The sequence below is a fragment of the Sphingopyxis sp. BE235 genome, from assembly GCF_031457175.1.
Lineage (GTDB): Bacteria > Pseudomonadota > Alphaproteobacteria > Sphingomonadales > Sphingomonadaceae > Sphingopyxis.
Genome location: NZ_JAVDWC010000001.1, coordinates 1,189,566 through 1,213,869, shown reverse-complemented (window position 1 = coordinate 1,213,869; position 24,304 = coordinate 1,189,566). Strand labels below are relative to the sequence as shown.

Sequence of the window (24,304 nt, the reverse complement as noted above, 5' to 3'; positions counted from 1 at the left end):
ACGAAAGTAGCGAATGGCATCACCCAACCCCAAAGCGGGCGTCGAACCTGCGCCTCAAAGCGCCGCGGTCAGGTCGGCGAGATGACGGCGCAGTTCGGGAAACTGATCGTCGTTGGTGACGCCGAGCCGCACGATCGTCAGCCGCTGCGACGGCGAAACGATGATATATTGCCCCTGATGACCGATGCAGGCGAACAGATCGTTCGGGCCGCGATCGGGCCATAGCGCCGGGGTGACGCCAGCGGGGCGCCGGCGGTTGAGCCAGATATGCCCGCCATAGCCCGCGTCGTTCGCCGACGGGGTCAGCATGAAGCGCATCCAGGTTTCGGGGAGCAATCGCTGGCCGTTCACGACGCCATGGTTGCGCAGGAACTCGCCGAACTTCGCATAATCGCGCGCGGTCGCGTGCATGATCGAGCCGCCGATCATCGTGCCCTTCGCGTCATATTCGGGGGTCAGGCTGGTCATCCCGAGCGGTTCGACGAGCCTCCCGCCGATGAAGTCGCGCATCGCATCGCGGCGCGCATCGGGATTTTGCGACGGGGTCAGCGTGTCGGCGAGGATATCCGACAGGATGACGCTGGTCGCCGAACTGTAGTTGAAGACCTCATCGGGCTGCGCCGCCGCGGGCTTGGCCTCGGCAAAGCCCGCCATGTCGCCCGCGCCATTGCCGAACAGCATCGCGACGGTATCGCCCTGCCACACCGGATCGCCATTTTCGACATGCTCGAGCCCCGACGACATGTGGAGCAGGTTTCTGAGCGTAATCGCCCCGCGCGGATCGCCGCTGCGCTGCCACGCCTCCACGGGTGCCGGTCCGTCGAGCGACAATTGCCCGTCGGCGACGAGGAAGCCGGTGAGCACCGCGGTGATGCTTTTCGCCATCGACCAGCTGATCAGTTTCGATTCGGGGCCGAAGCCCGCGGCATAGCGTTCGTAGATCGGCTCACCGTCGCGCAGCACGAGCAGCGCGCGCGTCTGCCCGACATCGTCGGCATCGGCGAACAATGCATCGGCGCGCGCGCGGATCGCGGCGGGCAATGCGGGCAGCGGCCGCGGCGTCTCGACCGCCGCGACGCCGTCGAGCGACGCGCCGAATTTCGGCGCCGGCGCCGCGGGCGCGATACTGCCCTGCCCCGCCGCCTGGCTGAGCGACCAGACGCCAAGCATCGCGAGGGCGGCACTTGCCAGCAGCCGTTTTTTCGTGATCATGGCATTGGTGAATAACATTAATCCGACCGGGCCGACAACGGGCGAGACGCCGGCCCCTGTACCGGCCTCTGGGCCGCCGCCCGCGACGCCCGCACTTCCTGCGAAAAAACCGAGCCGCTGGGGCGGCTGCCTGCCCTGGGCGATCGGGCTTGTGGTGCTGCTCGCGATCTTCGCGATCTGGAAATTCCCGTCGTTCAAGGCGCAGGCCGAGCTGGGTTCGGCCTATGCCGCGCGCGTCGGCTGTTCATGCCGCTATGTGCAGGGTCGCAGCCTTGAAAGCTGCCAGAGCGATTTCGAGCCGGGGATGGAAATGGTGTCGCTCAGCGAAGATCCCGCGACCAGGACGGTGACCGGCAGCGTGCCGCTGCTCGCCTCGCGCAGCGCGCGCTACGCGGGGGCGAGCGGCTGCCTGCTGCGGCCCGATAACTAACGCCAGAAGCGGCGCGCGAATAGCGCCAGCGCCGCGGGTACGCCGAAGACGATCAGCGCGATCCCCGCCTCCTCCGCCCAGCCGTAGCCGGCATAGAGCACGCCGACGAGCAGATTGCCGATGGCGACAAGCAACCACAGGATGAGGAACAGCCGCGTCGCCCACGCCGCATCCCTGATCGTAAGGCGCAGCAGGATCAGCAGGACGAGCCCGGCCAGCAGCATGATGGTCGTGTGCGACATCCCTATTCCTCCCCTTCATCTGGCAGAATATCCGACCGATGCCGCCGGCGCCAATCGCCCGGCGACATGCCGATCTTGCGGCGGAAGATCGCGCAAAGATGCGCATGGCTCGAAAAGCCGGTCGCAAAGGCGATCTCGGCGATCGACAGCGGACGGTTCATCAGGAACCAGCAGGCGTGGCGCAGCCGCTGGTGCAGCACATATTGTGCCGGGGTGCGGCCAGTCGCGCGGGCGAAATGGACGATCAGGCTGTTGACCGACATGCCCGCCTCGGCCGCCATATCCTCGACCGTCAGCGACACTTCGAGCTGGGTCTGGATGAAAGCCATCAGATCGTTGATGCGCTGGGCGATGGCGGGCGATTCGGGACGCCCGGCCATGCCCTGAAGCGTCTTGGCGAGGATCGTGACGAGCGGATCGGCGGCGGCGGCATCGTTCGCGAGCAAGGCCCGGACAAGCGCGGCCAGCGCAAGGTCGTGATGCGCCGCGAGCGCACGCGTATCGGGGGCGACGGTCAGAAGCGTTACCGGAATCTCGACCTCGATCGTGCGGACCGCGCCGCCCTTTGCCGTGCCGCGGTATGTCTGACCGGCGGGTATCAACCACATTTCGCCGGGCAACGGATCGCCAAGCGACGTCCGCTGATCGTCCAGCCATGTTTCGAGCCAATGATAGCTTCCCGCCTCGTACAGAATCAGCACATGGACATCGCGCTCGATCGTCCAGTTCGACGGGCCATCGATCCGGTCAACGATCGAGGCGACCCTGAGTCTACCCACTTCCATCGCATGAGTATGGCAAGAATGGGAAAATGTGAAAGCCTGCCATATTGCGCAACAATATGGTTAAATCGCCCTACCCCAAGTCCTCGGCCTTAGTCGCAGCCGAGACAAATGAGGCGTGGGCCAGGCTAATACGCGTGCCCCAGACACGCATGAACAGACCCCCCCGACGGCGGGCGGCGCAATCGCCGCCCGCCACTTTTTTCTGAACGAAACGATAGCCTTGTTTATTTTGCCGCGAGGAATTCATCGATCGCGCGATTGACCGCATCGGGCGCCTCCCACGGCACGAAATGGCCGCAGCCGGGGACTCGGACGATCGTCACGTCGGGCACGAGTTCCTCCATGCCGTCGAGGTTGCACGGCGGCAGCGCGACATCGTCGAGCGCCCAGATGACGAGCGTCGGGATGGCCAGTTTCGGGAACGGCACCGCGGGCGGCTCGGCATAGGGTTCGTCCATCGCGGGCACGTTGATCGTCGAACCGCGATACCAGTTGATCATCGCGCGGCAGGCGTCGCGATCCTCCCAGTCCTTGAGCAACCGGCCGATCTCGTCGGCGGGCTGCAACCCGCCGCTCGGCACACGCCCGGCAAAGGCGTGGGCGAGAATGCCCGCGATGCCATGCTCCTCGATGATCGTGTCGCTCGCCGGATCGCGAAAGGTGCGGATATATTGGCTCGCCGCGCGCTGATCTTCATTGGTCGCGAGGAGACGCTGGAAAATAGCGGGATGCGGTGCGTTGGCGATCACCGCACGCGTGACCCGCCCCGCCCACGCCGGATGGAGTCCGCCCGGCTGGCCGCCGAGCGCGACGCCCCACGCGATCGCCCCGCCCCAATCGTGACCGACGATCGTGAACTCACCGACGCCGAGCGCATCGGCGAGCGCGAAAATATCGGCGATCAGCTTGTCGGGCGTGTAGGATTCGGCGTCCTGCGGCTTCGACGAGCCGCGATAGCCGCGCTGGTCGGGTGCGATGCAGCGAAAGCGGCCCGCGAATTGCGGCAGCTGATGACGCCAGGTCCGGTGCGATTCAGGAAAGCCGTGGAGGAAGATAAGGACAGGCGCGTCGCGCGGTCCCATGTCGACGACGTCGAGTTCGACTCCCGTCGCAAGCTTTACGCGCTGCTGTTCGAAATCGCCGATCATCCATTTCGCTCCTTTGGTTTCTTTTCGAAACCAATCTGGCGGGGATCATTGCGGCTGGCAAGCTGCAACAAATGGTGGGGCCATCGGGCGAAGGAGGCGGGAAAGGCCGGCATGTCCGCTAAGGGGTGGATTGCAGACATCCTAATTGAATGCGAAGATGCCCGAATGCCTATCTGCCGACCGATAGATCCGGGAATAAAACTGAGCGCCGTTGCAAGTGACCTCGTCGGCTTTCAGTGGGACACAAATGGGATCGAAGCTGATTTCATTTTGCCTGATCAGCCAGAACGAATCTTGCGTGTTTCCTTCGATCTTCCATGCATCGTCAGGGTGCTTGACGAAATGGCATTGAGCACCGAGCAAGACGATACGCCAGATGAAGGTCGTGTGGCGGATCATTTCGCATATGAAATAACGGGAAGCCGATTTGCTCGCTTACAATCCGAAACGTGGAAAGAGGTAAGTGGTCCCGTTGCGCACTATCAGTTCGTGACCGGTTGGGCCTGTATGGACGTGTTGACTAAGGCTACACCCCAGTTTTCGTTCATTGAACGGAAAAGTTAAACGTCCGCAATTGGTCGAAAGCTGACCTAAGGATAGCTTACCGTCTTCGGCACCTCGGGGATCGGGATGAACTCTTCGCTGTCGCCGGGGACGAGCGGGAATTTGCGGTCCTTCCAGTCGTGCTTGGCCTGGTTGATACGGTCGCGGCTGGAGCTCACGAAATTCCACCAGACGTGGCGCGGCGTCCTGAACGCCTCGCCGCCGAGCAGCATCACGCGCGCGTCGGTTTCGGCGCGGAGCGTCATCGCCTGCCCGGGCTTGAGGATATAGAGGCTGTAACGGTCGAGCGCTTCGCCATCGAGGCTCGCGTCGCCGAGCGCAACCAGCACCGCGCGCTCGTCCGCCTCGGCATCGATCGGGATCGTCGCGCCGGCGTTCATCAAGATGTCGGCATAGATGGTCGCGGCGTGCTGGGTGATCGGCGAGGTCGCGCCCCACAGGCTGCCCATGATGACGCGCGCCGATACGCCGCTGTCCTCGACCAGCGGCAGATCCTCCTTCGCGACATGCTCGAACGCCGCGTCAATCTCTTCCTTGCCGTCGGGTAGCGCGAGCCAGGTCTGCATGCCCGAGATCGGCGAACCGGTCGCACGCTCGGCGACGGGAGTGCGCTCCGAATGGACGATGCCGCTGCCCGCGGTCATCAAATTGCACGCCCCAGGGCGGATCGTCGCGAAGGTGCCAATGCTGTCGCGATGGTCGATCGCGCCTTCGAACAGATAGGTAACGGTGGCGAGGTTGATGTGCGGGTGCGGGCGCACGTCCATGCCGCGGCCGATGTCGAAATGCGCCGGACCGAACTGGTCGACGAAGATGAAGGGGCCGACCATCGTGCGCGCCTTGTTCGGCAGCGTGCGGCGCACTTCGAAGGCGCCGAGATCGTGAGTCGAGGGAGTGATGATGTCGAACATCAATCGAGCCTTTCCAGTGTTTTCTTGGTCTTTTCGGTTTCGACATTGCCCGTGTTCAGCGTCGAGTTTGGTTCGAGCAGCAGCACCTGACATTCGCCGTCCAGCGCCTCGGGGCAATGTTCGACGCCGTGCGGGACGATGATGAACTCGCCGGGCTCGACGATCACATCGCAGTCACGAAACGCCATCTTCATCCGGCCGGCGACGACAAGGAAGAGTTCGTCCTCTTGGTCATGATGGTGCCAGTCGAACTTGCCGTCTAGCTTGACCAGCTTGACCTGAAAATCATTGATGTCGCCCGCGACGCGCGGGTTCCACGCGTCGGGAATTTTCGCAAAGGCGTCCGCCAGGTTCACCTTGTCCGGCATCGTCATTCTCCCGGCGCGGTCGCCTTGATCGCGAGCGCGTGGACGCGCTGTCCCGGCAGGTCGCCGAGCGCCTTGTTCACCGCGCGCTGGCGCGCGACGCGGTTCTGCCCGGCAAAGCCCGCCCATTCGATGCTCAGGCTAAAATGCGACTCGCCGCTGCCGTCGTCGCCCATATGGCCGTGATGGCTCGCGCTGTCGTTGCTCAGGATGAAATTCGCGTCGGGAAAGGCTGCGCTGAGCAGGCTTTCCATCTCTTGGTGTACGGGGCCTTTGCTGCTCATGGGGTTGACCATAAGCGCTTCGTCGCCAAATTATAAGACCTCCAACGCCTCTCGAAAGTCTGTTGTGCCTTCTTCTGCACGCCCGTCCCGTTTTCATGGCCGCGTCCCCCGCGAAGAACCCTGCGCCGCGCCCGGATGCCGCGAACCCGGCGAATTTCGCGCGCCGATGGCGTGGACGCGCTCGCCCGACGGCCCGCCGCAATATCGCTGGCTGTGCCTCGACCATGTGCGCGAATTCAACGCGGGCTATAATTTCTTCGACGGCATGACCGCCGACCAGATCATGGAGGCGCAGTCGCCGACGGCGGGGTGGGAAACCGAAAGCCGCACCTTCCGCCCCGCGGGCAGCGCCGACCTGCCGCCGCGCTGGGCCGATTTCCGCGATCCGATCGACGCGCTCGGCGCGCGCTTTCGCCAGCGGATGGACGAGGCGCGGCGCGAGGCGAAGAATCCCGGCCTGTCGCGCGAGGAGCATGCCGCGATGCAGTTGCTCGCGCTGCCCGCCGACGCCGACCGCGCAGCGCTGCGGCGGCGCTACAGCGAGCTCGTGCGCAAATATCATCCCGACCGCAATGGCGGCGATCGCAGTTTCGAAGCGCGGCTGGGCGAAGTCGTCCAGGCGTATCAATTGCTGAGGAAGACAAAGGCTTTCGCATAGGGAGACGCACGATGACCGACCTCGACGAAGCACGGATCGAAGTGGTGCGCCGGCATATGGCGCTCGAGATCACGCACGATTGGGACGGCGTCCTCGCGACCTTCGACCACCCGCGATACGAATTGATGGGCCCCGGCACGATCTTCGACGGCGAAGCGGCGGTGCGATCCTATTTCGCCACGTCGCGCGAACCCTTTCCCGATCAGGCGAACGAGGTCATCGCGATCGCCACCGACGCGGACACGAACACGGTGCTCGTCGAATTCTGGCTGACGGGCACGCACACTGGCCCGCTGAAGCTCGGCCTGCGCACGATCGAACCGACGGGCAAGGCGTTCCGCATTCGTATGGCCGCGAGCTTCGAATTCGCGCCGGGCGGCGACAAGATCGTCTGCGAACGTCCCTATTATGACCAGTCGGCGGTGATGAAGGCGCTCGGTTTGCTCTGAAAAGGCGTTGCAAGCCGCAACCCATGACGATACCGCGCTGGCGAATACGCGACTCTCCCCTCTCCCCCTGCGGGAGAGGGTTGTGGAGACTTGGCAGCTTTGCTGCCTAGTCGAAGCTGGGAGAGGGGTAGGCGAGCCGCAGGCTCGCGCGAAGCTTCGCTTCGCCCACCCTCATCCAACTTCGCCTAATCGCGTCGCGATAAGGCTGCGTATCCTTCTCCCCTCAAGGGAGAAGGGAATAAGATTTGAAAGCGATCGAAGACATGACCGATATTCCGAACAGCCTTCCCGACCACCACGGCTCGACGCTGCTTGCGGCGCCCGATGTCGAAGTCGATGCGCGCGAGCTGTTCGGGGTCGATATCGACATGAAGGTGCCGGCGTTCAGCGAGGCGGACGAGCGCGTCCCCGACCTCGATCCCGCTTACGTCTTCGACGGCGATACGACGCTCGCGATCCTCGCGGGCTTCAAATATAACCGCCGCGTGATGGTGCAGGGCTATCACGGCACCGGCAAGTCGACGCATATCGAACAGGTTGCGGCGCGGCTCAAATGGCCGTGCATCCGCGTCAACCTCGACGCGCATATCAGCCGCATCGACCTTGTCGGCCGCGACGCGATCGTGCTGCGCGACGGCCAGCAGGTCACCGAGTTCCGCGAAGGCCTGCTCCCCTGGGCGCTGCAGACGCCGACCGCGCTCGTCTTCGACGAATATGACGCGGGCCGCCCCGACGTGATGTTCGTGATCCAGCGCGTGCTCGAAACCGAGGGCAAGCTGACCCTGCTCGACCAGAACCGCGTGATCCGCCCGAACCCGCATTTCCGCCTGTTCTCGACCGCGAACACCGTCGGCCTCGGCGACACGAGCGGGCTGTATCATGGGACGCAGCAGATCAACCAGGGCCAGATGGACCGCTGGAACATCGTCGTCACCCTGAACTACCTGCCCGCCGCGACCGAAAGCGCGATCATCCTCGCCAAGGTGCCGAACACCGACGAGACGACCGTCGCGAACATGGTCAAGGTCGCCGATTTGACGCGTCAGGGCTTCATCAACGGCGATATCTCGACCGTGATGTCGCCGCGCACGGTGATCAGCTGGGCACAGAACACCGCGATCTTCAACAATATCGGCTTCGCTTTCCGGCTCTCGTTCCTCAACAAATGCGACGAGGCCGAGCGGATGATCGTCGCCGAATATTATCAGCGCGTGTTCGGCGAGGATCTGCCCGAGAGCGTCGTCGGCAAATAAGCGAACCGGGCGCCAGCGCATCCGCCGGATCGATTTCTCGCTTCCAAAGCCCGCCATCCTCTGCCAGCGTCGGCGAATGTGTCAGGCTTTTCAAAGATGAACCCGCGGTGCGAATGACGCGCCTGCTGGCCGCCCTTGCTGTCATTCCCCTGTCGGGGTGCAGCATCGCGGCGGTCGATTATGGCAAGATCCGCCATGCCGAATATGTCGCCGACCCGCGCTGTACTGCGCAGCCGGGCGCGGTGGTCGATGGCGAAGCGCTGCCCTATTTCTTCGCGACGAGCCGCCTGCCCGACTGCCGCACGAGCGAGATCGAGCTGCTCCACCACCGCGGCGACCAGATGCGCTACGGCCGCTTCAACGCGCCGCGCGAGGTCGAGGTCGGCAAGAAAAAGAAGCTGCTCGCGCCGATCGCCTTCCAGACCTCGGCCGACTGGTGGCGCGCGCTGCAGGCCGAGACCGACCGCAAGCAGGGGCGTGTCCTGCTCTATGTCCACGGCTATCGCGAGAATTTCTCGACGACGTCGAAGGATGCGGCACAGATCGCGCGCATGACGGGGTTCGACGGCCCGATCATCGAATATAGCTGGCCGTCGCAAGGCAAGGTCCTGAGCTATGTCGTCGACGAGACGAACATGTACCACGACGTCCGCAATTTCCGCGACTTCCTGAAATCGCTCGCCGAACAGAGCTGGGTGAAGGAGGTCGTGGTCGTCTCGCACTCGCTCGGCGCGCGGCTCGTGGTCCCCGCGATCGCCTATGTCGACCGCACGTCGAGCAGCGCCGACAGCAGCAATATCTCGAACATCATCCTCGCCTCGCCCGACATCGATCGCGAAACGTTCGAGCGCGATATCGAGGAGGAAGTGCTGTCGGCGCGGCGCGTCGCGGCGGGTCGCCGGATCACCGTCTATACATCGCGCGCCGACAAGGCGCTCGCCGCGTCGCGCGCGATCCACGGCTATCCGCGATTGGGCTCGCCCTATTGCTTCAACCCGTTCGAGGCGGCCGAGCTGAAAGCCAAGGGATTGCCCGAGCGCTGCTACCCCGCCGCGCGCGCCGGCTTGACCGTCATCGACACGACCGACGTGTCGCGCGGGTCGACCGGGCACAGCAATTTCCTGCGCAGCGCGGTCGCGTGCTGGGACTTCATCGATGTGGTCGCGAACAAGCGCACGCGCCCCGAGCGCGCCGCGACGATATGGGCGCATGTGTTCCGGCTGCTCCCCGACCCCGCCGTGCCCAAGGACGGCGACGATGCGATCTGTCACCGGACGCCCGAGATCGAAGAACCGCTGTGAGCGGCTAGAAGCCGCACATGATCGCGAAATTGGTGAGCCAGACGACCGGCCCCGCGCCGGTCCACAGCCACAAACCGCCCGCCGCGATCAGGATAAAGAGCGCGAGCGCCACCCAGTCCTGCCGCGCGATCTTCACGCCGGTTGCAGCCGTTTGACCGGCGCGTCGGCGATCGGCAGGTGGACGAGCCCCGCGAACAGCCCGAGCGCGATCGAGAAGCCCCACGCGATATTATAGCTGCCCGTCGCGTCGAAGATCAGCCCCGCCATCCACGCGCCGAAGAAGCTGCCGAGCTGGTGGCTCAAGAACACGATGCCATAGAGCATCGAGAGGTAGCGGATGCCGAAGATGCGCCCGACGATCCCGCTGGTGAGCGGCACGGTGCCGAGCCAGAGGAAGCCCATCGCGGCCGCAAAGGCGAGCGCACTCGCATGGCTCAAGGGCAGGAAGAGGAAGAGCGCGATCACCGCCGAGCGGGCGGTGTAGAGCGCCGACAGCACATATTTCTGGCGCATCAGGTCGCCCGCGCGGCCGAAGACATATGAGCCGAGGATGTTGAACAGCCCGACGAGCGCGAGCACCTGTGCACCGATCTCGATCCCCAGGCCCTTGTCATCGAGATAGGCGGGAAGATGCGTCGCGATGAAGGCGATGTGGAAACCGCAGACGAAGAAGCCCGCGTTGAGCAGCCAGTAACCGCGGTGAACGGCGGCCTCGCGCAGCGCTTCGCGCGCGGTCTGCTCCTCGGCCTGCAGCGTCCCGGGCGTGTCGGTACGACCCGCAACGCCGATTGCGAGCAGGCCGCACAGCGCGACGAGCCCCGCCATGATCCACAAAGTCTGGTGATAGCCGATGTCGCCGAGCAACATCGACGCGAGCGGCACGACGAGGAACTGGCCGAGCGAGCCGCCCGCGGTGACGATACCGAACGCGCTGCTGCGCTTTTCGGGGCTGACGACGCGCCCGACCGCACCGAGCACGACGACGAAGGTCGTCGCCGACTGCGCCATGCCGATGAGCAGGCCGAAGCTGATATGCAGCCCGATCGCATCGGTAGCGAACGCTGCGCCGATCAGCCCAAGCGCGTAAAGCAATGCGCCGCCGAGTACGACGCGGCCAGCGCCATGCTTGTCGGCGAGCGCGCCGACGAAGGGCTGAACGAGGCCGAAGAGCAGGTTCTGGAGCGCCATCGCGAGCCCGAAGTCGGAGCGGCTGATGCCGATATCGACGCTCATCTGCGGCAGGAACAGACCGAACGACTGGCGCACGCCCATCGCGAGCGTGACGATGAACGCCGCGCAGGCGATGACGACCCAGGGCTTTTTCATGGGGGAGAGTGCGGGGGAGGACATAGGCCGCGGATGCGCCTCCCTTCCGTTTGCGTCAAGCGAGCTTAGCTATAAGCTCCTTTACTCTCCCTTCGTCACCCCGGACTTGATCCGGGGTCCCGCTCGGCGACGTCGAAAAGCGGGATCCCGGATCAAGTCCGGGGTGACGATTATGATACGCGCTTCCGCATCCTCTTCCTTCGACACCCAAAGCTGGTTAGAGCCGACTCGAAATGTCCACCCAATCTCCCCTCGACGATTTCAAGGCCGCGCTGTCGAGCGTCGCGCGCGCGGTCACCCGCGATGCCGAGGTCGAGGTCGGTTTTACCGCCGACGCGCCCGCGCAGATCGGCAAGGCGATCAAGGTGCCGACGCCGTCGCGCACGCTGCCCGCCGATCAGGTCGCCGAGGCGCGCGGTTTCGCCGATTCCTATGCTTTGCGGATGAAGCATCACAGCGAGAAGCTGCACGCCGCGGCTCGCCCCGCCGATCCGATCGCCGCCGCCGCGTTCGACGCGATGGAGCGCGCGCGGGTCGAAGCGCTGGGCGCGCGGCACATGAACGGGATGCGCGGCAACCTTGCCGCCAGCCTCGCGATGCGGATGCGCAGCGATCCGATCAGCCGCGCGCGAGGGCGCGAGGATGTGCCGATTTCGAGCGCGCTCGAACTGATGCTGCGCGAGGCGCTGACCGGCGAGCAGGCGCCGCAGGGGACCGAGACCGGCCTGTCGCTGGTGCGCGAATGGATCACCAATGAGGCCGGCGGTGACCTCACCGCGCTGTCGATGCTCCTCGACGATCAGGCCGCCTTTGCCGAAACCGCGAAGCTCGCGCTGCGCCATCTCGACCTGATCCAGAGCGACGAGCCCCTGGAGGAAGGCAGCGAGGACGGCGGCGAGCAGGACGAGAGCGAAGCCGAGGAAAGCCAGGAAGAGCAGGAAAGCGAAGACGGCGGCGCCGGTGAAAGCCAGGTCGACGCGCGCGCCGAAATGGCGGGCGATCAGGCCGACGACGGCGACAGCGACCCCGACGCGCAGGAAATGGAAGCCGACGGCGAGCCCGAAATGGGCGGCGAAGGCGACGAGGGCATGCTGCCCGTGCGCCCCAACCGCCTGCCGAGCGACATCCCCGATTTCAACTATCTGCGCTTCACCGAAAAGCATGACGAGATCATCGCCGCGACCGAGCTGTGCGATGCCGACGAGCTGACGCGGCTGCGCGCCTATCTCGACACGCAGATGCAGCATCTGCAGGGCGCGGTGACCAAGCTCGCCAACCGGCTCCAGCGCCGGTTGATGGCGCAGCAGAACCGCGCGTGGGATTTCGATCAGGAGGAAGGCCAGCTCGACGCCGCGCGGCTCGCGCGCGTCATCGTCTCGCCGGGCCAGTCGCTGTCATACAAGATCGAGCGCGATACCGATTTCCGCGATACCGTAGTAACCTTGCTGATCGACAATTCGGGGTCGATGCGCGGGCGGCCGATCAGCATCGCCGCGATCAGCGCCGACATTCTCGCGCGCACGCTCGAACGCTGCGGCGTGAAGACCGAAATCCTCGGCTTCACGACGCGTACGTGGAAGGGCGGGCAGAGCCGCGAGGACTGGCTCGCCGCGGGGCGCCCCGCCCACCCCGGGCGCCTGAACGATCTGCGCCACATCATCTACAAGCCCGCCGACGAACCCTATCGCCGCGCGCGCAAGTCGCTCGGGCTGATGATGCGCGAAGGGCTGCTCAAGGAAAATATCGACGGCGAGGCGCTGACGTGGGCGCACAGCCGCATCATCGGCCGCCCCGAAGAACGCAAGATATTGATGGTGATTTCGGACGGCGCGCCGGTCGACGACAGCACGCTGTCGGTGAACCACGGCGCCTATCTCGACCAGCATCTGCGCCAGGTGATCGACTGGATCGAGAACCGATCGCCGGTCGAGCTGTGCGCGATCGGCATCGGCCACGACGTGACGCGCTATTACAGCCGCGCGGTGACGATCATGGACGCCGAGCAATTGGGCGGGACGATGGTCGAGCAGCTCGCGGGGCTGTTCGACATCGACTAGCGCGCGGGAGCCGTCGCCTCGCCGGGGCCGGCGATATGACGCGTCAAGGCATCGACCAGATAGGCAAAGACACGGTCGAAGCGGCTTAACGAACGCAGATCCGGGTGCATGAGCAGCCACATCTCGACCTCGGGCGCGAAATCGGCGGGAAACAGACGCACCAGTCCACCCGACAGCGGCGCGTGGCACACGCCGATACCGCACCCCGCCCGGATCGCCGCGAGCTGCGCCATGTCGCTATCGGACCGCAGCGCGAAGTCGTCGCGCGCGATGCGCTTCCCCGCCACGCGAAAAATATCGGTGTAGGCGAACGGGCGGTCGAACCCGATCAGCCGGTGCTCTCGCAGATCCTCGGTCCGCTCCACCGCCGGCCGACCGCGCAAATAGGCGGGGTGGGCATAGAGGCCGAGCTCGAAGGCGCCGATCCGCGTCGCGACCAGCGCGTCCTGTCGCGGGGGCGCCATGCGCACCGCAATATCGGCCGCCCGCCGCATCACATCTTCGTCGCTGTTCGACACCGCGAGCTCGATCACGAGCCCCGGCCACCGGTCCATCATGTCGCGTATGATCGGCGGCAGAATCTCGGCCGCGGTCACTTCGCTGGCGGCGATCCTGATGCTTCCTTCCATGGCATCGCGGGCGCCCGACGCCGCACGGGTCAACGCCCCGGCGGCATCGGCCAGCGCCTGCGCATGCGGCATCAGCGCGAGCGCGGCGTCGGTCGGGGACAGCCCGTCGGGCGTGCGGAGAAAAAGGCTTTTGCCCAGCGCCGCTTCGAGCGTTTTGATATGACGGCCCATCGTCGGCTGGCTGATCCGCAACCGCCGTCCGCCGGCGGACAGCGACCCCGCCTCCATCACCGCGAGAAAGCTTCGGTAAAGCGACCAATCCACATCTCTTATCATTCATATGTGAATGGCAGATATGGCAATTTATGCAATATCGTTGCCGCCTGTGGCCGCCTAGGGCGAGCCATCAGGAGAAAATCATGCCCCCAAAATCGCTCAACATCTTCACCCAGGCTTGCGCGCCGCTTCCCGAACCGATCCGCGCGACCGGCCCTGCGGCCGAACGCTATGCCGTCGACGTCGCCATGGCGGGCGCGCTGCTCGGAATGGAGCGGCTCGGTTGTAACATCTTCGTTGTGCCGCCCGGGAAACGCGCCTTCCCCCTTCACAACCATCATGCGACCGAAGAGCTTTTCGTGATCCTGGAAGGCGCCGGATCGTTCCGGCAGGGGAATGATTCCGTCCCGGTGGGGCCGGGCGACATGCTGGCCTGCACCGCTGGCGGGGCCGACAGCGCGCACCAGATCGTCAACGACGGAACGCAGCCGCTGCGCTATCTGGCGATAAGCACCCGCACCGAGCTCGACGTCATCGAATATCCCGACAGCGGCAAGACCAGGGTGATTGCGGGCGGCACGGGCTTCGACCTGCTGGTCGGCCGCGATGCCGCGACGCCGGGCTATTGGGACGGCGAATAGTCGCGAGGTTATCCGGCCGTCGATCGAACGAAAAAAGGGGAACGGCAACACCGCTCCCCTTCCCTGCTTCGTGAGGCCATCCGGCCTGTGCCGAAAGTCCCCTATTTCTTCTTGCCGGTCCACGCCTCGGGATCGAACCCTTCGAGCGTGTCGCCCTTTGCCCCGGCGGCAATCTCTTCCGCGGTCAGGAACTTGATCGCGACGCCGCCGGCCTTGGTGCTGCCCCAGCTCATCGCCGTGATCCGGCTGTCGCCATATTTGGCGCCGATCACGGCATCGGCGCCCAGCTTTTCGCCGCGTTCCCAAATCTCGTTGTAGATTTTCTGCTGCGATGCTTCCTTGCTGAAAATCGTCGCCTTGCGGACCCCCGCAGTCACCACGCCGATGATCTTGTACGGCTTGTCGGTGATGTCATAGGGGAAAACGGGCACACCCATTTCCTCGTTGACCATCACATAGGCGACATCCTTTTTCTTCGCGATTGCGGGTGTCGAAACCGCCATTGCGGCGATGCTCACCACCGCCAGAATCTTTGCATATTTCATCGTCTGCTCCCCCCTGGTTAGCCCGCAACAATTCTCTCTCCTTTTCAACCGGGTCAACAAGATTCTGGCTTGGCAACTTCGCCTATTCATGGCCTATCTGACGCGGGGTTGCAGGGGGCTGACAATGGGATTGATATTCGGCGCGGCGGTGGCCGCTTTACTTGCGGCATCGGCGCAGTCCGCCGCCGCCGTCGAAACAAGCAATGCAGCAGAACCGGCCCCGGCGATCGCCGCCGAGCCCGCCATCGCGCCGCTGGTCCTGAAACGCGATACGCCGATTCACTTCATGGTGGTGTCGGAGGTGACGACGAAGACCCACACGCAAGGACATCGGTTCAGGTTGCGCGTCGACAAGCCGATGCTCGTCGACGGCGCCCTCGCGCTGCCCGTCGGCACGACGGCGTGGGGCGAAGTGCTCGCCGCGAAGAAGAGCGGCAGTGCGGGTAAATCGGGGTCGCTGGAGGCGCGGCTGCTTTATGTCGACGTCGAGGGATACCGGGTGCCGATCAGCGGCAACAATACCGCCAAGGGTGCGGGCGGCGGCGCCGAGACCGCGCTGGGCGTTATCGCGCTGGGGCCGCTCGGCCTGCTCGCACGAGGCAATAATGCGAAGATCAAGGCCGGCGAGCTGATGACCGGCTTTGTCGAACAGGACACCGAAATTCCGCGCCCGAAGCCGGCCGCACGGTGAAACAACATCGCGCCTTTCTTGCCGCGATCGGACTGGTCCTTGCATATCCGGTCGTCGGCGAAGAGCCCGGCCCGGCACCTGCCGCATCGGCTTCGCGCCTCCACGTGCCGTCGGGCACCTTGATCGAGCTTGTCACGCGCGATGCCGTTTCGACCAAGAAGAATGAAAAGGGCGACCTTCTGTATTTGAAAGTCGCGGTGCCCGTGATCGTCGACGGGGCGACCGCGATACCCGCCGATACCGTCGTCGTCGCTCAGCTGACGCGCGCCGAAAAGCGCGGTGCGTTCGGCCGGTCGGGCAAGCTCGACGTGCAACTGCTCTACGCCGAATTGCCCGGTGGCCCGCTCCGCGTCAGCGGTACGCTGGAGGCGCGCGGCGAGAAGGATGGCGGCGACGACGCCGCGACCGCCGCCGCCTTTCTGCTCCTGCCCTTTCTTTCCACCGGCCGCAGCGCCGAAATCCCCGCCGGTTCGGCGGCTTCGGCGCGCCTCGACCGCGACATATGGGTCGATCGGCGCTGACCGGACACCGCCCGAACGCGCTGGCCGCGCGCAGGGTGACAACGGCTTTTGCCCTCGTTACAACCTCTTCCCGGTGCAGCAGGGACTCGCGGCCTGACGACGAGAGCCACTGTATCAACATATGTGCTGAGGGGTCGCCGGCATGACTTGGGGCCGCATCGTCTTGGTGCGTGGCTGAGGGGGCGACTGACACATGAAAAAAGCATCCGACCTGTTCATCGAGTGTCTGGAGGAAGAAGGCGTCGAATATATTTTCGGCGTCCCGGGCGAAGAGAATCTCGACTTTCTCGACAGCCTGTCGCGCTCGAAGAAGATCAAGCTGATCCTGACGCGGCACGAACAGGGCGCGGGCTTCATGGCCGCAACTTACGGACGCCATACGGGCAAGACCGGCGTGTGCCTTGCGACATTGGGGCCCGGCGCGACCAACTTCGTCACCGCGGCCGCCTATGCGCAGCTCGGCGGCATGCCAATGATGATGATCACGGGCCAGAAACCGATCAAGAAATCGAAACAGGGCCGCTTCCAGATCCTCGACGTCGTCGCGATGATGGGGCCGATCACCAAATATACGCACCAGATGGCCTCGTCGGACAATATCCCGAGCCGCGTGCGCGAAGCCTTCCGCCTTGCCGAAGAGGAAAAGCCCGGCGCGGTGCATATCGAATTGCCCGAGGATATCGCCGACGAACATACCGACAGCCTGCCGCTGAAGCGCAGCCACTCGCGGCGCCCGAACGCCGATGTGAAATCGATCCGCGAGGCGGTGAAGGCACTCGAAAATGCGAAGTCGCCGGTGCTCGTCATCGGCGCCGGCGCCAACCGCACGATGACCGGCCGCATGCTGCTGCAATTCATCGAAAAGACCGGCATCCCCTTCCTGACGACGCAGCTCGGCAAGGGCGTGATCGACGAGCGGCATCCGAAATTTTTGGGCTGCGCCGCGCTGTCATCGGGCGATTTTGTCCACCGCGCGGTCGAAGCGTCGGATTGCATCGTCAACCTCGGCCACGACGTGATCGAAAAGCCGCCCTTCTTCATGCAGCGCGGCGGCCCGACCGTCATCCATGTGTCGAGCAAGACCGCCGAGGTCGATCCGGTCTATTTCCCGAACATCGAGGTGATCGGCGATATCGCCAATGCCGTGTGGCAGATAAAGGAGGACATCGTTCCCAACGGCGGGTGGAAATTCGACCATCTGCTCGCCTATCGCCAGGCCGAGGTCGAGCACACCGCGCCGCTGGCGAAGGACGAGCGCTTCCCGATCTTTCCGCCGCATCTGGTGCAGTCGATCCGCGACGCGATGCCCGACGACGGGATCATCTGCCTCGACAATGGCGTGTACAAGATCTGGTTCGCGCGCGGCTATACCGCGTGCAAGCCGAACACCGTGCTGCTCGACAATGCGCTCGCGACGATGGGCGCGGGGCTGCCGTCGGCGATGATGTCGGCGATGGTCTATCCGGGGCGCAAGGTCATGGCGATCTGCGGCGACGGCGGTTTCATGATGAATAGCCAGGAGATGGAGACCGCGGTGCGGCTTGGGCTCAACATCACCGTGCTGATCCTCAACGACAACAGCTATGGCATGATCCGCTGGAAACAAGCGAACATGGGCTTCAAGGATTGGGGGCTGACCTATGGCAACCCCGATTTCGTCAAATATGCCGAGGCTTATGGTGCGCACGGTCACCGCGTCGAGAGCGCGGCGCATCTGAAGGAACTGCTCGCGCATACGCTGAGCACGCCGGGTGTGCATCTGATCGATTGTCCGGTCGATTATTCCGAGAATGACCAGATTTTGAACAACGACATCAAGCGGCTGTCGAAAGAATTGTAATTCCTGCTTCCTGTTCCCCGGCGAAGGCCGGGGCCCAGAGCGCCTTTGCGCTATCGTCGCGCGTTCTAGCCCTGGGCCCCGGCCTTCGCCGGGGAACGGAGAGGTGAAAAATGAAGTTGAAAGACGTCTATCCGCTCTATCTCAACAACAAGGCGGTGCAGCCGAACACCGACCTTGAGGTGATCGACAAGTTCACCGGCGAGGTCGCGTTCCGCACCGCGCTGGCAACCCCCGATGTGATCGATGAGGCGATCGCGGGCGCCGTCCGCGCAGCCGAGCCGATGGCGCGGCTCGCGAGTTTCGAGAAGCGCGATGTGCTCACGCATTGCGTCGGGCGGTTCCAGGAGCGGTTCGACGAACTCGCTTATGCGCTGTGCGTCGAGGCGGGCAAGCCGATCGCCGACAGCGAGGGCGAGGTCACGCGCCTGATCGACACCTTCCGCATCGCCGCCGAGGAAGCGACGCGCAATTATGGCGAGGTCCAGCCGCTCGACATTTCGGCGCGCGCCAAGGGCTATATGGGAATGTGGAAGCGCGTGCCGATCGGGCCGTGCAGCTTCATCTCGCCGTTCAACTTCCCGCTCAACCTCGCCGCGCACAAGATCGCGCCGGCGATCGCGATCGGCTGCCCCTTCGTGATGAAGCCCGCGTCGCTCACGCCGCTCGGCGCGATCATCATGGGCGAGGTGCTCGCCGAATGCGACATCTTGCCCGAGGGCGCGTTCAGCATCCTCCCCGCGACGCGCGCCGGCGCCGACCTGTTCACCACCGACGAACGGCTGAAACTCCTGTCCTTCACCGGCTCGCCCGGCGTTGGCTGGGATTTGAAGGCCAAGGCGGGGAAGAAGAAGGTCGTGCTCGAACTCGGCGGCAATGCCGCGGTCGTCGTCGACAAGGACGCCGACCTCGACCATGCCCTCGCGCGGATCATCTTCGGCGGCTATTACCAGTCGGGGCAAAGCTGCATCCATGTCCAGCGCGTGATCATCCATGAGGAGATCTACGACAAGTTCCGCGACATGCTCGCGGCAAAGGTCAAGACGCTGAAATCGGGCGATCCGAAGCTGCGCGACACCTTCATCGGCCCGATGATTTCGGTCAAGGAAGCGCAGCGGCTGAAGGGCTGGATCGACGATGCGGTCGCCGTGGGCGCGACGCTGCTCGCGGGCGGCGGGTGCGAGGGCAATATGCTCGAGGCTGCGCTGCTCGAAAATGTGCCGACCGATACCGACGTCGTGCGCGAGGAAGCCTTTGGTCCCGTCGTCATCCTGTCGAAATTCACCGACTGGGAAGCCGCGCTCGCCGAGGTCAACGACAGCAAGTTCGGGCTTCAGGCCGGGCTCTTCACGCGCGACATCCACAAGGTTCTCGATGCGTGGGATCATCTCGACGTCGGCGGCATCGTCGTCAACGATGTGTCGAGTTACCGCGTCGACAACATGCCCTATGGCGGGGTGAAGGATAGCGGATTGGGGCGCGAGGGCGTGCGCTTTGCCATGGAAGATATGAGCGAAATCAGGAACCTGGTCATTCGGCGAACCTGATTGGATCATGGTTAACCGGATATGTGTCAAATAGGCAACGTCACGGAAGTGACGCCAAACCGTCGCCATATTGTCGCGACTTTGAATCGCAGGGTGTAACAAAACTCCTGTCTAGGCCGTGGGCAGCCCGAGGCTGCTTACGGAGTGTGACATGGCCACGATTTCGACCCTGCCCATCCCCGCGCGTTTTCCCGACCCGTTCACCAGCGACCCGCATATTCCCGAACGCGTGATCGGCGAGCGGCGCAGCTATCGCACCGTTTGGGTGAGCGACATCCACCTCGGCACGCGCGGATGCAACGCCGCGATGCTGATCGATTTCTTCGACCATGTCGATTGCGAGACGCTCTACCTCGTCGGCGACATCATCGACGGCTGGCGGCTCAAGAAGCGCCATTTCTGGCCACCCGAGCATAATGATGTCGTGTGGCGTGTGCTGAAGCGAGCCAAGCGCGGCACGCGCGTTGTCTATGTCCCCGGCAACCATGACGAAATGTGCAAGCCATTCGACGGCTTCGATTTCGGCGGGGTCGAGATCCGCCGCGAGGCGATCCATGAAACCGCCGACGGGCGGAAACTGCTCGTCGTACATGGCGACGAGTTCGACGCGGTGATGCTCGCGCACCGCTGGCTCGCCTTCGTCGGCGACGCCGCCTACACCGCGCTGATGAAGTGCAATGTGGTCGTGAACCGCATCCGCAGCGCGTTCGGCCTGCCCTATTGGTCGCTGTCGATGGTCGCCAAGCACAAGGTCAAGAACGCGGTCCAGTTCATCGGCCGCTATGAGGAGGTCGTCGCCCACGCCGCGCGCTCGCGCGGGGTCGATGGTGTGGTGTGCGGGCATATTCACAGCGCCGAGATGCGCGAGATCGAGGGCACCGAATATTATAACGACGGCGACTGGGTCGAAGGCTGCACCGCGCTCGTCGAACATCACGACGGCACGATGGAAATCCTCCATTGGGCCGAAGAGGTCGCGAACCGCACCGCGCCGACGCCGCTGAAACTGCCCGCCCCGGCGCGCGCTGCATGAGAATCCTGATCGTCACCGACGCGTGGGAGCCGCAGGTCAACGGCGTCGTCCGCACATTGCAGGCGACGGTCGGCGAACTGCGCGCCGCGGGGCATGAGGTCGGGGTCATTTCGCCCGACCTGTTCCGTTCGCTCCCCTGCCCCTCCTATCCAGAAATCCGGCTCGCGCTGGCGGGCCGACGCAAGGTCGGGCGGCATATTCGCGTTTTCGCGCCGCAGGCGATCCATATCTCGACCGAAGGGCCGCTCGGCATGGCGGCGCGGCGCTGGTGCCTGACGAACAATTTTCCGTTCACCACCGCCTATCACACGCGCTTCCCCGAATATGTCGCGGCGCGGCTGCCCGTCTCACCCGCCTTCGTATGGCGCTTCATCCGCTGGTTTCACCGTCCGGCGCGGCACATCATGGTCGCGACGCGCAGCCTGGCGCGCGAACTCGCCGACCAGAGCCTCAGCCAGACGATGATGTGGGAGCGCGGGGTCGACCACGAGCTGTTCCGCCCCGATCGCGCGCCGCACCCGGCCTATGCAGGGCTGGCGCGGCCGATCCAGCTTTATGTCGGGCGCGTCGCGGTCGAGAAGAATATCGGCGCCTTCCTCTCGACCGACCGGCCGGGCACGAAAGTCATCGTCGGCGAAGGCCCGGCGCTCGCCGAGTTGAAGGCGCAGCACCCCAAAGCCCTGTTCCTCGGCAAGCTCGGCGGCGAAGCACTGGCCTCGGCCTATTCGGGCGCCGACGTCTTCGTCTTTCCCAGCCGCACCGACACCTTCGGGCTCGTCATCATCGAGGCGATGAGCTGCGGAACGCCGGTCGCCGCCTATCCGGTGCCGGGCCCGGGCGACATCGTGACGGGCGGCGCGGGTGCGCTCGATGAAGACCTCGGCCGGGCGATCGACACGGCGCTCGCGTGCGACCGCGCCGACGCCGAAGCGCTCGGCGCGCGGTACAGCTGGGCGAGCTGCACCGCGCAGTTCGCGAAGGCGCTGACCTTTGTTCCGTCGGAGCCGCTGCGCGAAGCCATCGCCGGTGCGCGGGTCGCTGTCTAGAAAGTCTTGCGCCACTCCAGCTCGATATAGCGGCCCAAGGGGTCGATATAGCCCGGCTGGTAGTTGAGCGGCACGCGGCCGTTCGCGTCGGTGATCTTGCGCTGCGCATCGAAGATATTGTCGACCGCAAGACGCAGGCGCGATCCTTTCAGGAACGGCAGCTTCTCGGTGAGCTTCGGCTTCTGACCCAGATCGACGAAGAAGCGCAGGTTGAAGGTCGCGAGGTCGCCGAACTTCAGGTCGCCCGCGGTACCGCCCGTCACCGTGCTGCCGCTGTCATATTTGGCGCTGAGCCGCACGCCCATGCCCTTGTTGAACAGACCGCCGTCGAGTTCGAACAGGTGGCGGTTGCTGCCGCCGCCGCTGCCCGTCGCCGACCCGTTCAAAAGGTCGAGTTCGGGCACGCCCGGGCGGATCAGCACTTTGTCGGTCAGCTTGATCGTGTGGTAAAGCGAGACCTGCCAGCGCCCGCCCTGCGGCCCGCCGAACATGCCGCCGGGACCGCCGCGGCCGCCGCGACCACCCATGCGCGGGCCGCCGCCGCCACGCCGACGCCCCTCACCGGCGCCCGATCCGCCGCCTTCGCGCGTGCCCGCGCCTTCGGGACGTGCGCCACCGGGACCACCCGCGCCGCGGCCGCGCTGTTCCTGCTGGCCGAAACTCTTGCCGAAATTGAGGCCCCAGCGGATCTGCGAATTTTCGACCCGGTCGAAATTGACCGGCCGCTGGTCGAGCGCGAGCAAAACGCCGTTCGCGTCGCGCGTCACGCGATCGGGGAAGGCCGCTTCGATCTCGGGGGTCAGCAACGGAAAGCTGTTCGCGGTGTCATAGCTTTTGTTGCTGTTGTAATTGACCGAGACATTCAGCCCCTCGAGCATCGGCGGCGACCAGTTGAGCCCGAACTTCAAATCGCGGCGCTGTTCGGCGAGCAGGAACGGGTTGCCGCCCGTCGTCGTCGTGATCTGCACCGTCTGGCCGGTCGCAAAGTCGTAATAGGTGACCGCGGGCGTCACCAGCGGCGCGGCGCCGAGCTGCTGGATGCCGGGCGCCGCCTCGTCCTGATTAAAGCTTGCGATCAGCGAGAGATTGTCGGTCACGCCCCAGTTGACGTTCGCGCCCCAGCTCTTGAGCGCCTCGAAATCGCTCGGGTTCTGGACCTGTCCGCTCAGCGTCAGCGAGACGCGGCCGATATTGCCGACCTCATATTCAGGGTCGAGCAGCGGCACGGTCAGCGAGCCGAACACGCCCGGCAGGTCGCGCGCGAGATCGGTCGTCGTGATGCCACCCGCATTGTCCGACCGGCTGTCGAAACGCAGCCCCGAATAGCTGCCCGTCATCGACAGGCGGATCGGGCCGGCCCAGCCGTCGGTCACCGTTCCCGACAGGTTGGCGTTGCCGCCGAAGGTCTGCTGGCTGCTTTCGAACCGGTCGCGCGTTCCGCTGATGCGGTCGGTGAAAGTCAGCTGATCGGCGTCGGCATAATTGCTCGACAGCGACCAGCGCCAGTCGCCGAGCATGCCGTTGACGCTGGCGGTGGTGGTGAGGTTGCGGCTGCGGCTATCGCGTTCGAGCGGGTCGTCAACTCCGCCGACGCCCGGACCGAGCAGCGACAGGCTGTCGGTCTGGTCGAAACGCACGTTGATCGACGCGTCGGTCGTCTTGTTCAGGCTGCGCTGGATCGTCGCGTCGATCGAATATTCGTCCGAGGCACCGAGCAGGCTGCGCGCGGGTGCCTCGGCGGCCTGCGCCGGGTCGTCATAATCGAGATCCCGCTCACTTTCGAGCAGCATCGATTTATGTTCCCAGCCGGCGTTGACGTTGAGGCGTCCGTTTTCGCCGATCGCGAGGAAGCTCGGCTGGATCTCGCTCTGGAAACGGCCGCCCTGCGTCGGGATGCCGCCTTCGCCCTCGACCGCAATCTGGCGGAAATTGGGCTTGAGCACCATGTTGACGACACGCTCGTCGGCCGAATAGCCATATTGCAGCGCGACTTCCTCGGGGAACACCTCGACCTTCGCGATCGCTTCGGGGGGCAGGTTGCGCACTTCGCCGAAACCGCCGATGCGGCGGCCGTTGACGAGGATGATCGGCCGCCCGCCGCCGCGCCCGCGGCCCGAGCGCGTCTGCGGCGCGAGCGCATCGAGCAGTTCGGAGACGTTCGATACGCCATAGCTCGCGATCGCCGCCTCATCGAGTTCGGCCTCGGCCTTGATGTCGGTGTCGAGCTGGCCTGCGAGGCGCGGCGCGGTGACGACGATCTCGTCCTCGCTGTAGTCGTCATAGGCATCCTCGACCGTTTCGGGCGCGGCGGGGGCCGCTTCTGCCGGCTGTTCGGCGACCGCGGCGGCTGCCGGAGGACCGATCGGCGCCTCGGCCATCGCGGGCAGCGCGAACGATGCGCCTGCGGCGAGCAGGGCGGCGCGTGCGGAAATGGTCAGGCGGATGTTATTCATTGGGGGAGAACCTTTGTTTCTTTTCTGTCTTCGTTTTTTTCTTCGCATGAGAGCGCTTAACCCTCGATGACGCCGCGCTTTGTTCGCGGTTCATTTATGTCGCGCAATTGTCGCAACAATGTGTCGATGCCCATGCCTGTTCGATAGGCCGTCCATATCG

Annotated in this window: 26 protein-coding genes; 14 read left to right on the top strand and 12 right to left on the bottom strand. The window is 64.8% G+C overall.

The features are described 5' to 3' along the window. Nucleotides 1-54: 54 nt before the first annotated feature. Complete coding sequence (locus J2X38_RS05665) at nt 55-1,212, bottom strand: serine hydrolase (protein WP_310252115.1); 1,158 nt, start codon at nt 1,210-1,212, stop codon at nt 55-57. Between J2X38_RS05665 and J2X38_RS05660 the strand changes: the two genes are divergently transcribed. Then, complete coding sequence (locus J2X38_RS05660; protein ID WP_310252712.1) at nt 1,211-1,642, top strand: hypothetical protein; 432 nt, start codon at nt 1,211-1,213, stop codon at nt 1,640-1,642. The genes J2X38_RS05665 and J2X38_RS05660 overlap by 2 nt on opposite strands. Here the strand turns inward: J2X38_RS05660 and J2X38_RS05655 are convergent. The 3 genes from J2X38_RS05655 to J2X38_RS05645 all read right to left on the bottom strand — a co-directional run bounded on the left by J2X38_RS05655 (nt 1,639) and on the right by J2X38_RS05645 (nt 3,817). After that, nucleotides 1,639-1,884 (bottom strand): hypothetical protein, encoded by a 246-nt coding sequence (locus J2X38_RS05655; RefSeq protein WP_310252112.1) that lies wholly within the window; start codon nt 1,882-1,884, stop codon nt 1,639-1,641. The genes J2X38_RS05660 and J2X38_RS05655 overlap by 4 nt on opposite strands. A gap of 2 nt (nt 1,885-1,886) precedes the next feature. Then, on the bottom strand, nt 1,887-2,663 hold the full coding sequence (locus tag J2X38_RS05650) for an AraC family transcriptional regulator (RefSeq protein WP_197412593.1): 777 nt from the start codon (nt 2,661-2,663) through the stop codon (nt 1,887-1,889). A 230-nt stretch (nt 2,664-2,893) separates the two neighbouring features. Continuing rightward, complete coding sequence (locus tag J2X38_RS05645; protein ID WP_310252110.1) at nt 2,894-3,817, bottom strand: alpha/beta hydrolase; 924 nt, start codon at nt 3,815-3,817, stop codon at nt 2,894-2,896. A gap of 111 nt (nt 3,818-3,928) precedes the next feature. On the opposite strand from J2X38_RS05645, the gene J2X38_RS05640 reads away from it, so the two are divergent. Next, nucleotides 3,929-4,381 (top strand): hypothetical protein, encoded by a 453-nt coding sequence (locus tag J2X38_RS05640; protein WP_310252108.1) that lies wholly within the window; start codon nt 3,929-3,931, stop codon nt 4,379-4,381. 26 nt (nt 4,382-4,407) lie between these two features. Here the strand turns inward: J2X38_RS05640 and J2X38_RS05635 are convergent, their stop codons facing one another. Genes J2X38_RS05635 through J2X38_RS05625 form a run of 3 tightly spaced genes read right to left on the bottom strand, consistent with a single transcriptional unit; the run spans nt 4,408 to nt 5,941 of the window. Beyond that, a complete protein-coding gene (locus J2X38_RS05635; RefSeq protein WP_310252106.1) occupies nt 4,408-5,292 on the bottom strand; it encodes a pirin family protein in 885 nt (294 codons plus the stop codon). Next, complete coding sequence (locus J2X38_RS05630) at nt 5,292-5,660, bottom strand: cupin domain-containing protein (RefSeq protein ID WP_310252105.1); 369 nt, start codon at nt 5,658-5,660, stop codon at nt 5,292-5,294. The genes J2X38_RS05635 and J2X38_RS05630 overlap by 1 nt, the downstream gene beginning before the upstream one ends. A 2-nt stretch (nt 5,661-5,662) precedes the next feature. Continuing rightward, nucleotides 5,663-5,941: a BolA family protein gene (locus J2X38_RS05625; RefSeq protein ID WP_310252103.1), complete on the bottom strand. Its 279-nt coding sequence runs from the start codon at nt 5,939-5,941 to the stop codon at nt 5,663-5,665. Between the two features lie 166 nt (nt 5,942-6,107). Between J2X38_RS05625 and J2X38_RS05620 the strand changes: the two genes are divergently transcribed. From J2X38_RS05620 to J2X38_RS05605, 4 genes are all read left to right on the top strand, one after another. Then, on the top strand, nt 6,108-6,599 hold the full coding sequence (locus tag J2X38_RS05620; protein WP_310252101.1) for a J domain-containing protein: 492 nt from the start codon (nt 6,108-6,110) through the stop codon (nt 6,597-6,599). Nucleotides 6,600-6,610: 11 nt separating this feature from the next. After that, the gene (locus J2X38_RS05615) at nt 6,611-7,048 is read left to right on the top strand and encodes a nuclear transport factor 2 family protein (protein WP_310252099.1); all 438 of its coding nucleotides are present in this window, start codon (nt 6,611-6,613) and stop codon (nt 7,046-7,048) included. 263 nt (nt 7,049-7,311) lie between these two features. Beyond that, the gene (cobS, locus tag J2X38_RS05610; RefSeq protein WP_058536980.1) at nt 7,312-8,301 is read left to right on the top strand and encodes a cobaltochelatase subunit CobS; all 990 of its coding nucleotides are present in this window, start codon (nt 7,312-7,314) and stop codon (nt 8,299-8,301) included. Nucleotides 8,302-8,414: 113 nt separating this feature from the next. Next, nucleotides 8,415-9,602 (top strand): alpha/beta hydrolase, encoded by a 1,188-nt coding sequence (locus tag J2X38_RS05605; protein ID WP_310252097.1) that lies wholly within the window; start codon nt 8,415-8,417, stop codon nt 9,600-9,602. 4 nt (nt 9,603-9,606) lie between these two features. On the opposite strand, the gene J2X38_RS05600 is transcribed toward J2X38_RS05605, so the two are convergent. Beyond that, nucleotides 9,607-9,738, bottom strand: a complete 132-nt coding sequence (locus tag J2X38_RS05600; protein ID WP_310252095.1) for a hypothetical protein — start codon at nt 9,736-9,738, stop codon at nt 9,607-9,609. Then, complete coding sequence (locus J2X38_RS05595; protein ID WP_310252094.1) at nt 9,735-10,928, bottom strand: MFS transporter; 1,194 nt, start codon at nt 10,926-10,928, stop codon at nt 9,735-9,737. The genes J2X38_RS05600 and J2X38_RS05595 overlap by 4 nt, the downstream gene beginning before the upstream one ends. A gap of 233 nt (nt 10,929-11,161) precedes the next feature. Between J2X38_RS05595 and cobT the strand changes: the two genes are divergently transcribed. Then, a complete protein-coding gene (cobT, locus tag J2X38_RS05590) occupies nt 11,162-12,985 on the top strand; it encodes a cobaltochelatase subunit CobT (protein ID WP_310252092.1) in 1,824 nt (607 codons plus the stop codon). Here the strand turns inward: cobT and J2X38_RS05585 are convergent. After that, nucleotides 12,982-13,878, bottom strand: a complete 897-nt coding sequence (locus J2X38_RS05585) for a LysR family transcriptional regulator (protein WP_310252090.1) — start codon at nt 13,876-13,878, stop codon at nt 12,982-12,984. The two genes, cobT and J2X38_RS05585, sit on opposite strands and share 4 nt — an antisense overlap. Before the next feature lie 95 nt (nt 13,879-13,973). Here J2X38_RS05585 and J2X38_RS05580 point away from each other — a divergent pair, with 95 nt between their 5' ends. Continuing rightward, complete coding sequence (locus tag J2X38_RS05580; RefSeq protein WP_310252088.1) at nt 13,974-14,471, top strand: cupin domain-containing protein; 498 nt, start codon at nt 13,974-13,976, stop codon at nt 14,469-14,471. Between the two features lie 101 nt (nt 14,472-14,572). Here J2X38_RS05580 and J2X38_RS05575 read toward each other — a convergent pair whose 3' ends face one another. Further along, nucleotides 14,573-15,016: a hypothetical protein gene (locus tag J2X38_RS05575; protein ID WP_231732734.1), complete on the bottom strand. Its 444-nt coding sequence runs from the start codon at nt 15,014-15,016 to the stop codon at nt 14,573-14,575. Between the two features lie 124 nt (nt 15,017-15,140). Here J2X38_RS05575 and J2X38_RS05570 point away from each other — a divergent pair, with 124 nt between their 5' ends. The 6 genes from J2X38_RS05570 (at nt 15,141) to J2X38_RS05545 (ending at nt 21,691) form a co-directional block, all read left to right on the top strand. Continuing rightward, on the top strand, nt 15,141-15,707 hold the full coding sequence (locus tag J2X38_RS05570) for a hypothetical protein (protein ID WP_310252085.1): 567 nt from the start codon (nt 15,141-15,143) through the stop codon (nt 15,705-15,707). After that, nucleotides 15,704-16,228, top strand: coding sequence for a hypothetical protein (locus J2X38_RS05565; protein ID WP_310252083.1), 525 nt, complete (start codon nt 15,704-15,706; stop codon nt 16,226-16,228). The genes J2X38_RS05570 and J2X38_RS05565 overlap by 4 nt, the downstream gene beginning before the upstream one ends. A gap of 193 nt (nt 16,229-16,421) precedes the next feature. After that, complete coding sequence (locus J2X38_RS05560) at nt 16,422-18,068, top strand: acetolactate synthase large subunit (protein ID WP_058536627.1); 1,647 nt, start codon at nt 16,422-16,424, stop codon at nt 18,066-18,068. Between the two features lie 110 nt (nt 18,069-18,178). Then, a complete protein-coding gene (locus J2X38_RS05555; RefSeq protein WP_310252079.1) occupies nt 18,179-19,612 on the top strand; it encodes an aldehyde dehydrogenase family protein in 1,434 nt (477 codons plus the stop codon). Nucleotides 19,613-19,763: 151 nt separating this feature from the next. After that, nucleotides 19,764-20,645, top strand: coding sequence for a UDP-2,3-diacylglucosamine diphosphatase (locus J2X38_RS05550; protein ID WP_310252077.1), 882 nt, complete (start codon nt 19,764-19,766; stop codon nt 20,643-20,645). Then, nucleotides 20,642-21,691, top strand: a complete 1,050-nt coding sequence (locus tag J2X38_RS05545) for a glycosyltransferase family 1 protein (protein WP_310252075.1) — start codon at nt 20,642-20,644, stop codon at nt 21,689-21,691. The genes J2X38_RS05550 and J2X38_RS05545 overlap by 4 nt, the downstream gene beginning before the upstream one ends. Here the strand turns inward: J2X38_RS05545 and J2X38_RS05540 are convergent. Further along, nucleotides 21,688-24,144, bottom strand: coding sequence for an ABC transporter ATP-binding protein (locus J2X38_RS05540; RefSeq protein WP_310252073.1), 2,457 nt, complete (start codon nt 24,142-24,144; stop codon nt 21,688-21,690). The genes J2X38_RS05545 and J2X38_RS05540 overlap by 4 nt on opposite strands. Between the last annotated feature and the right edge of the window lie 160 nt (nt 24,145-24,304).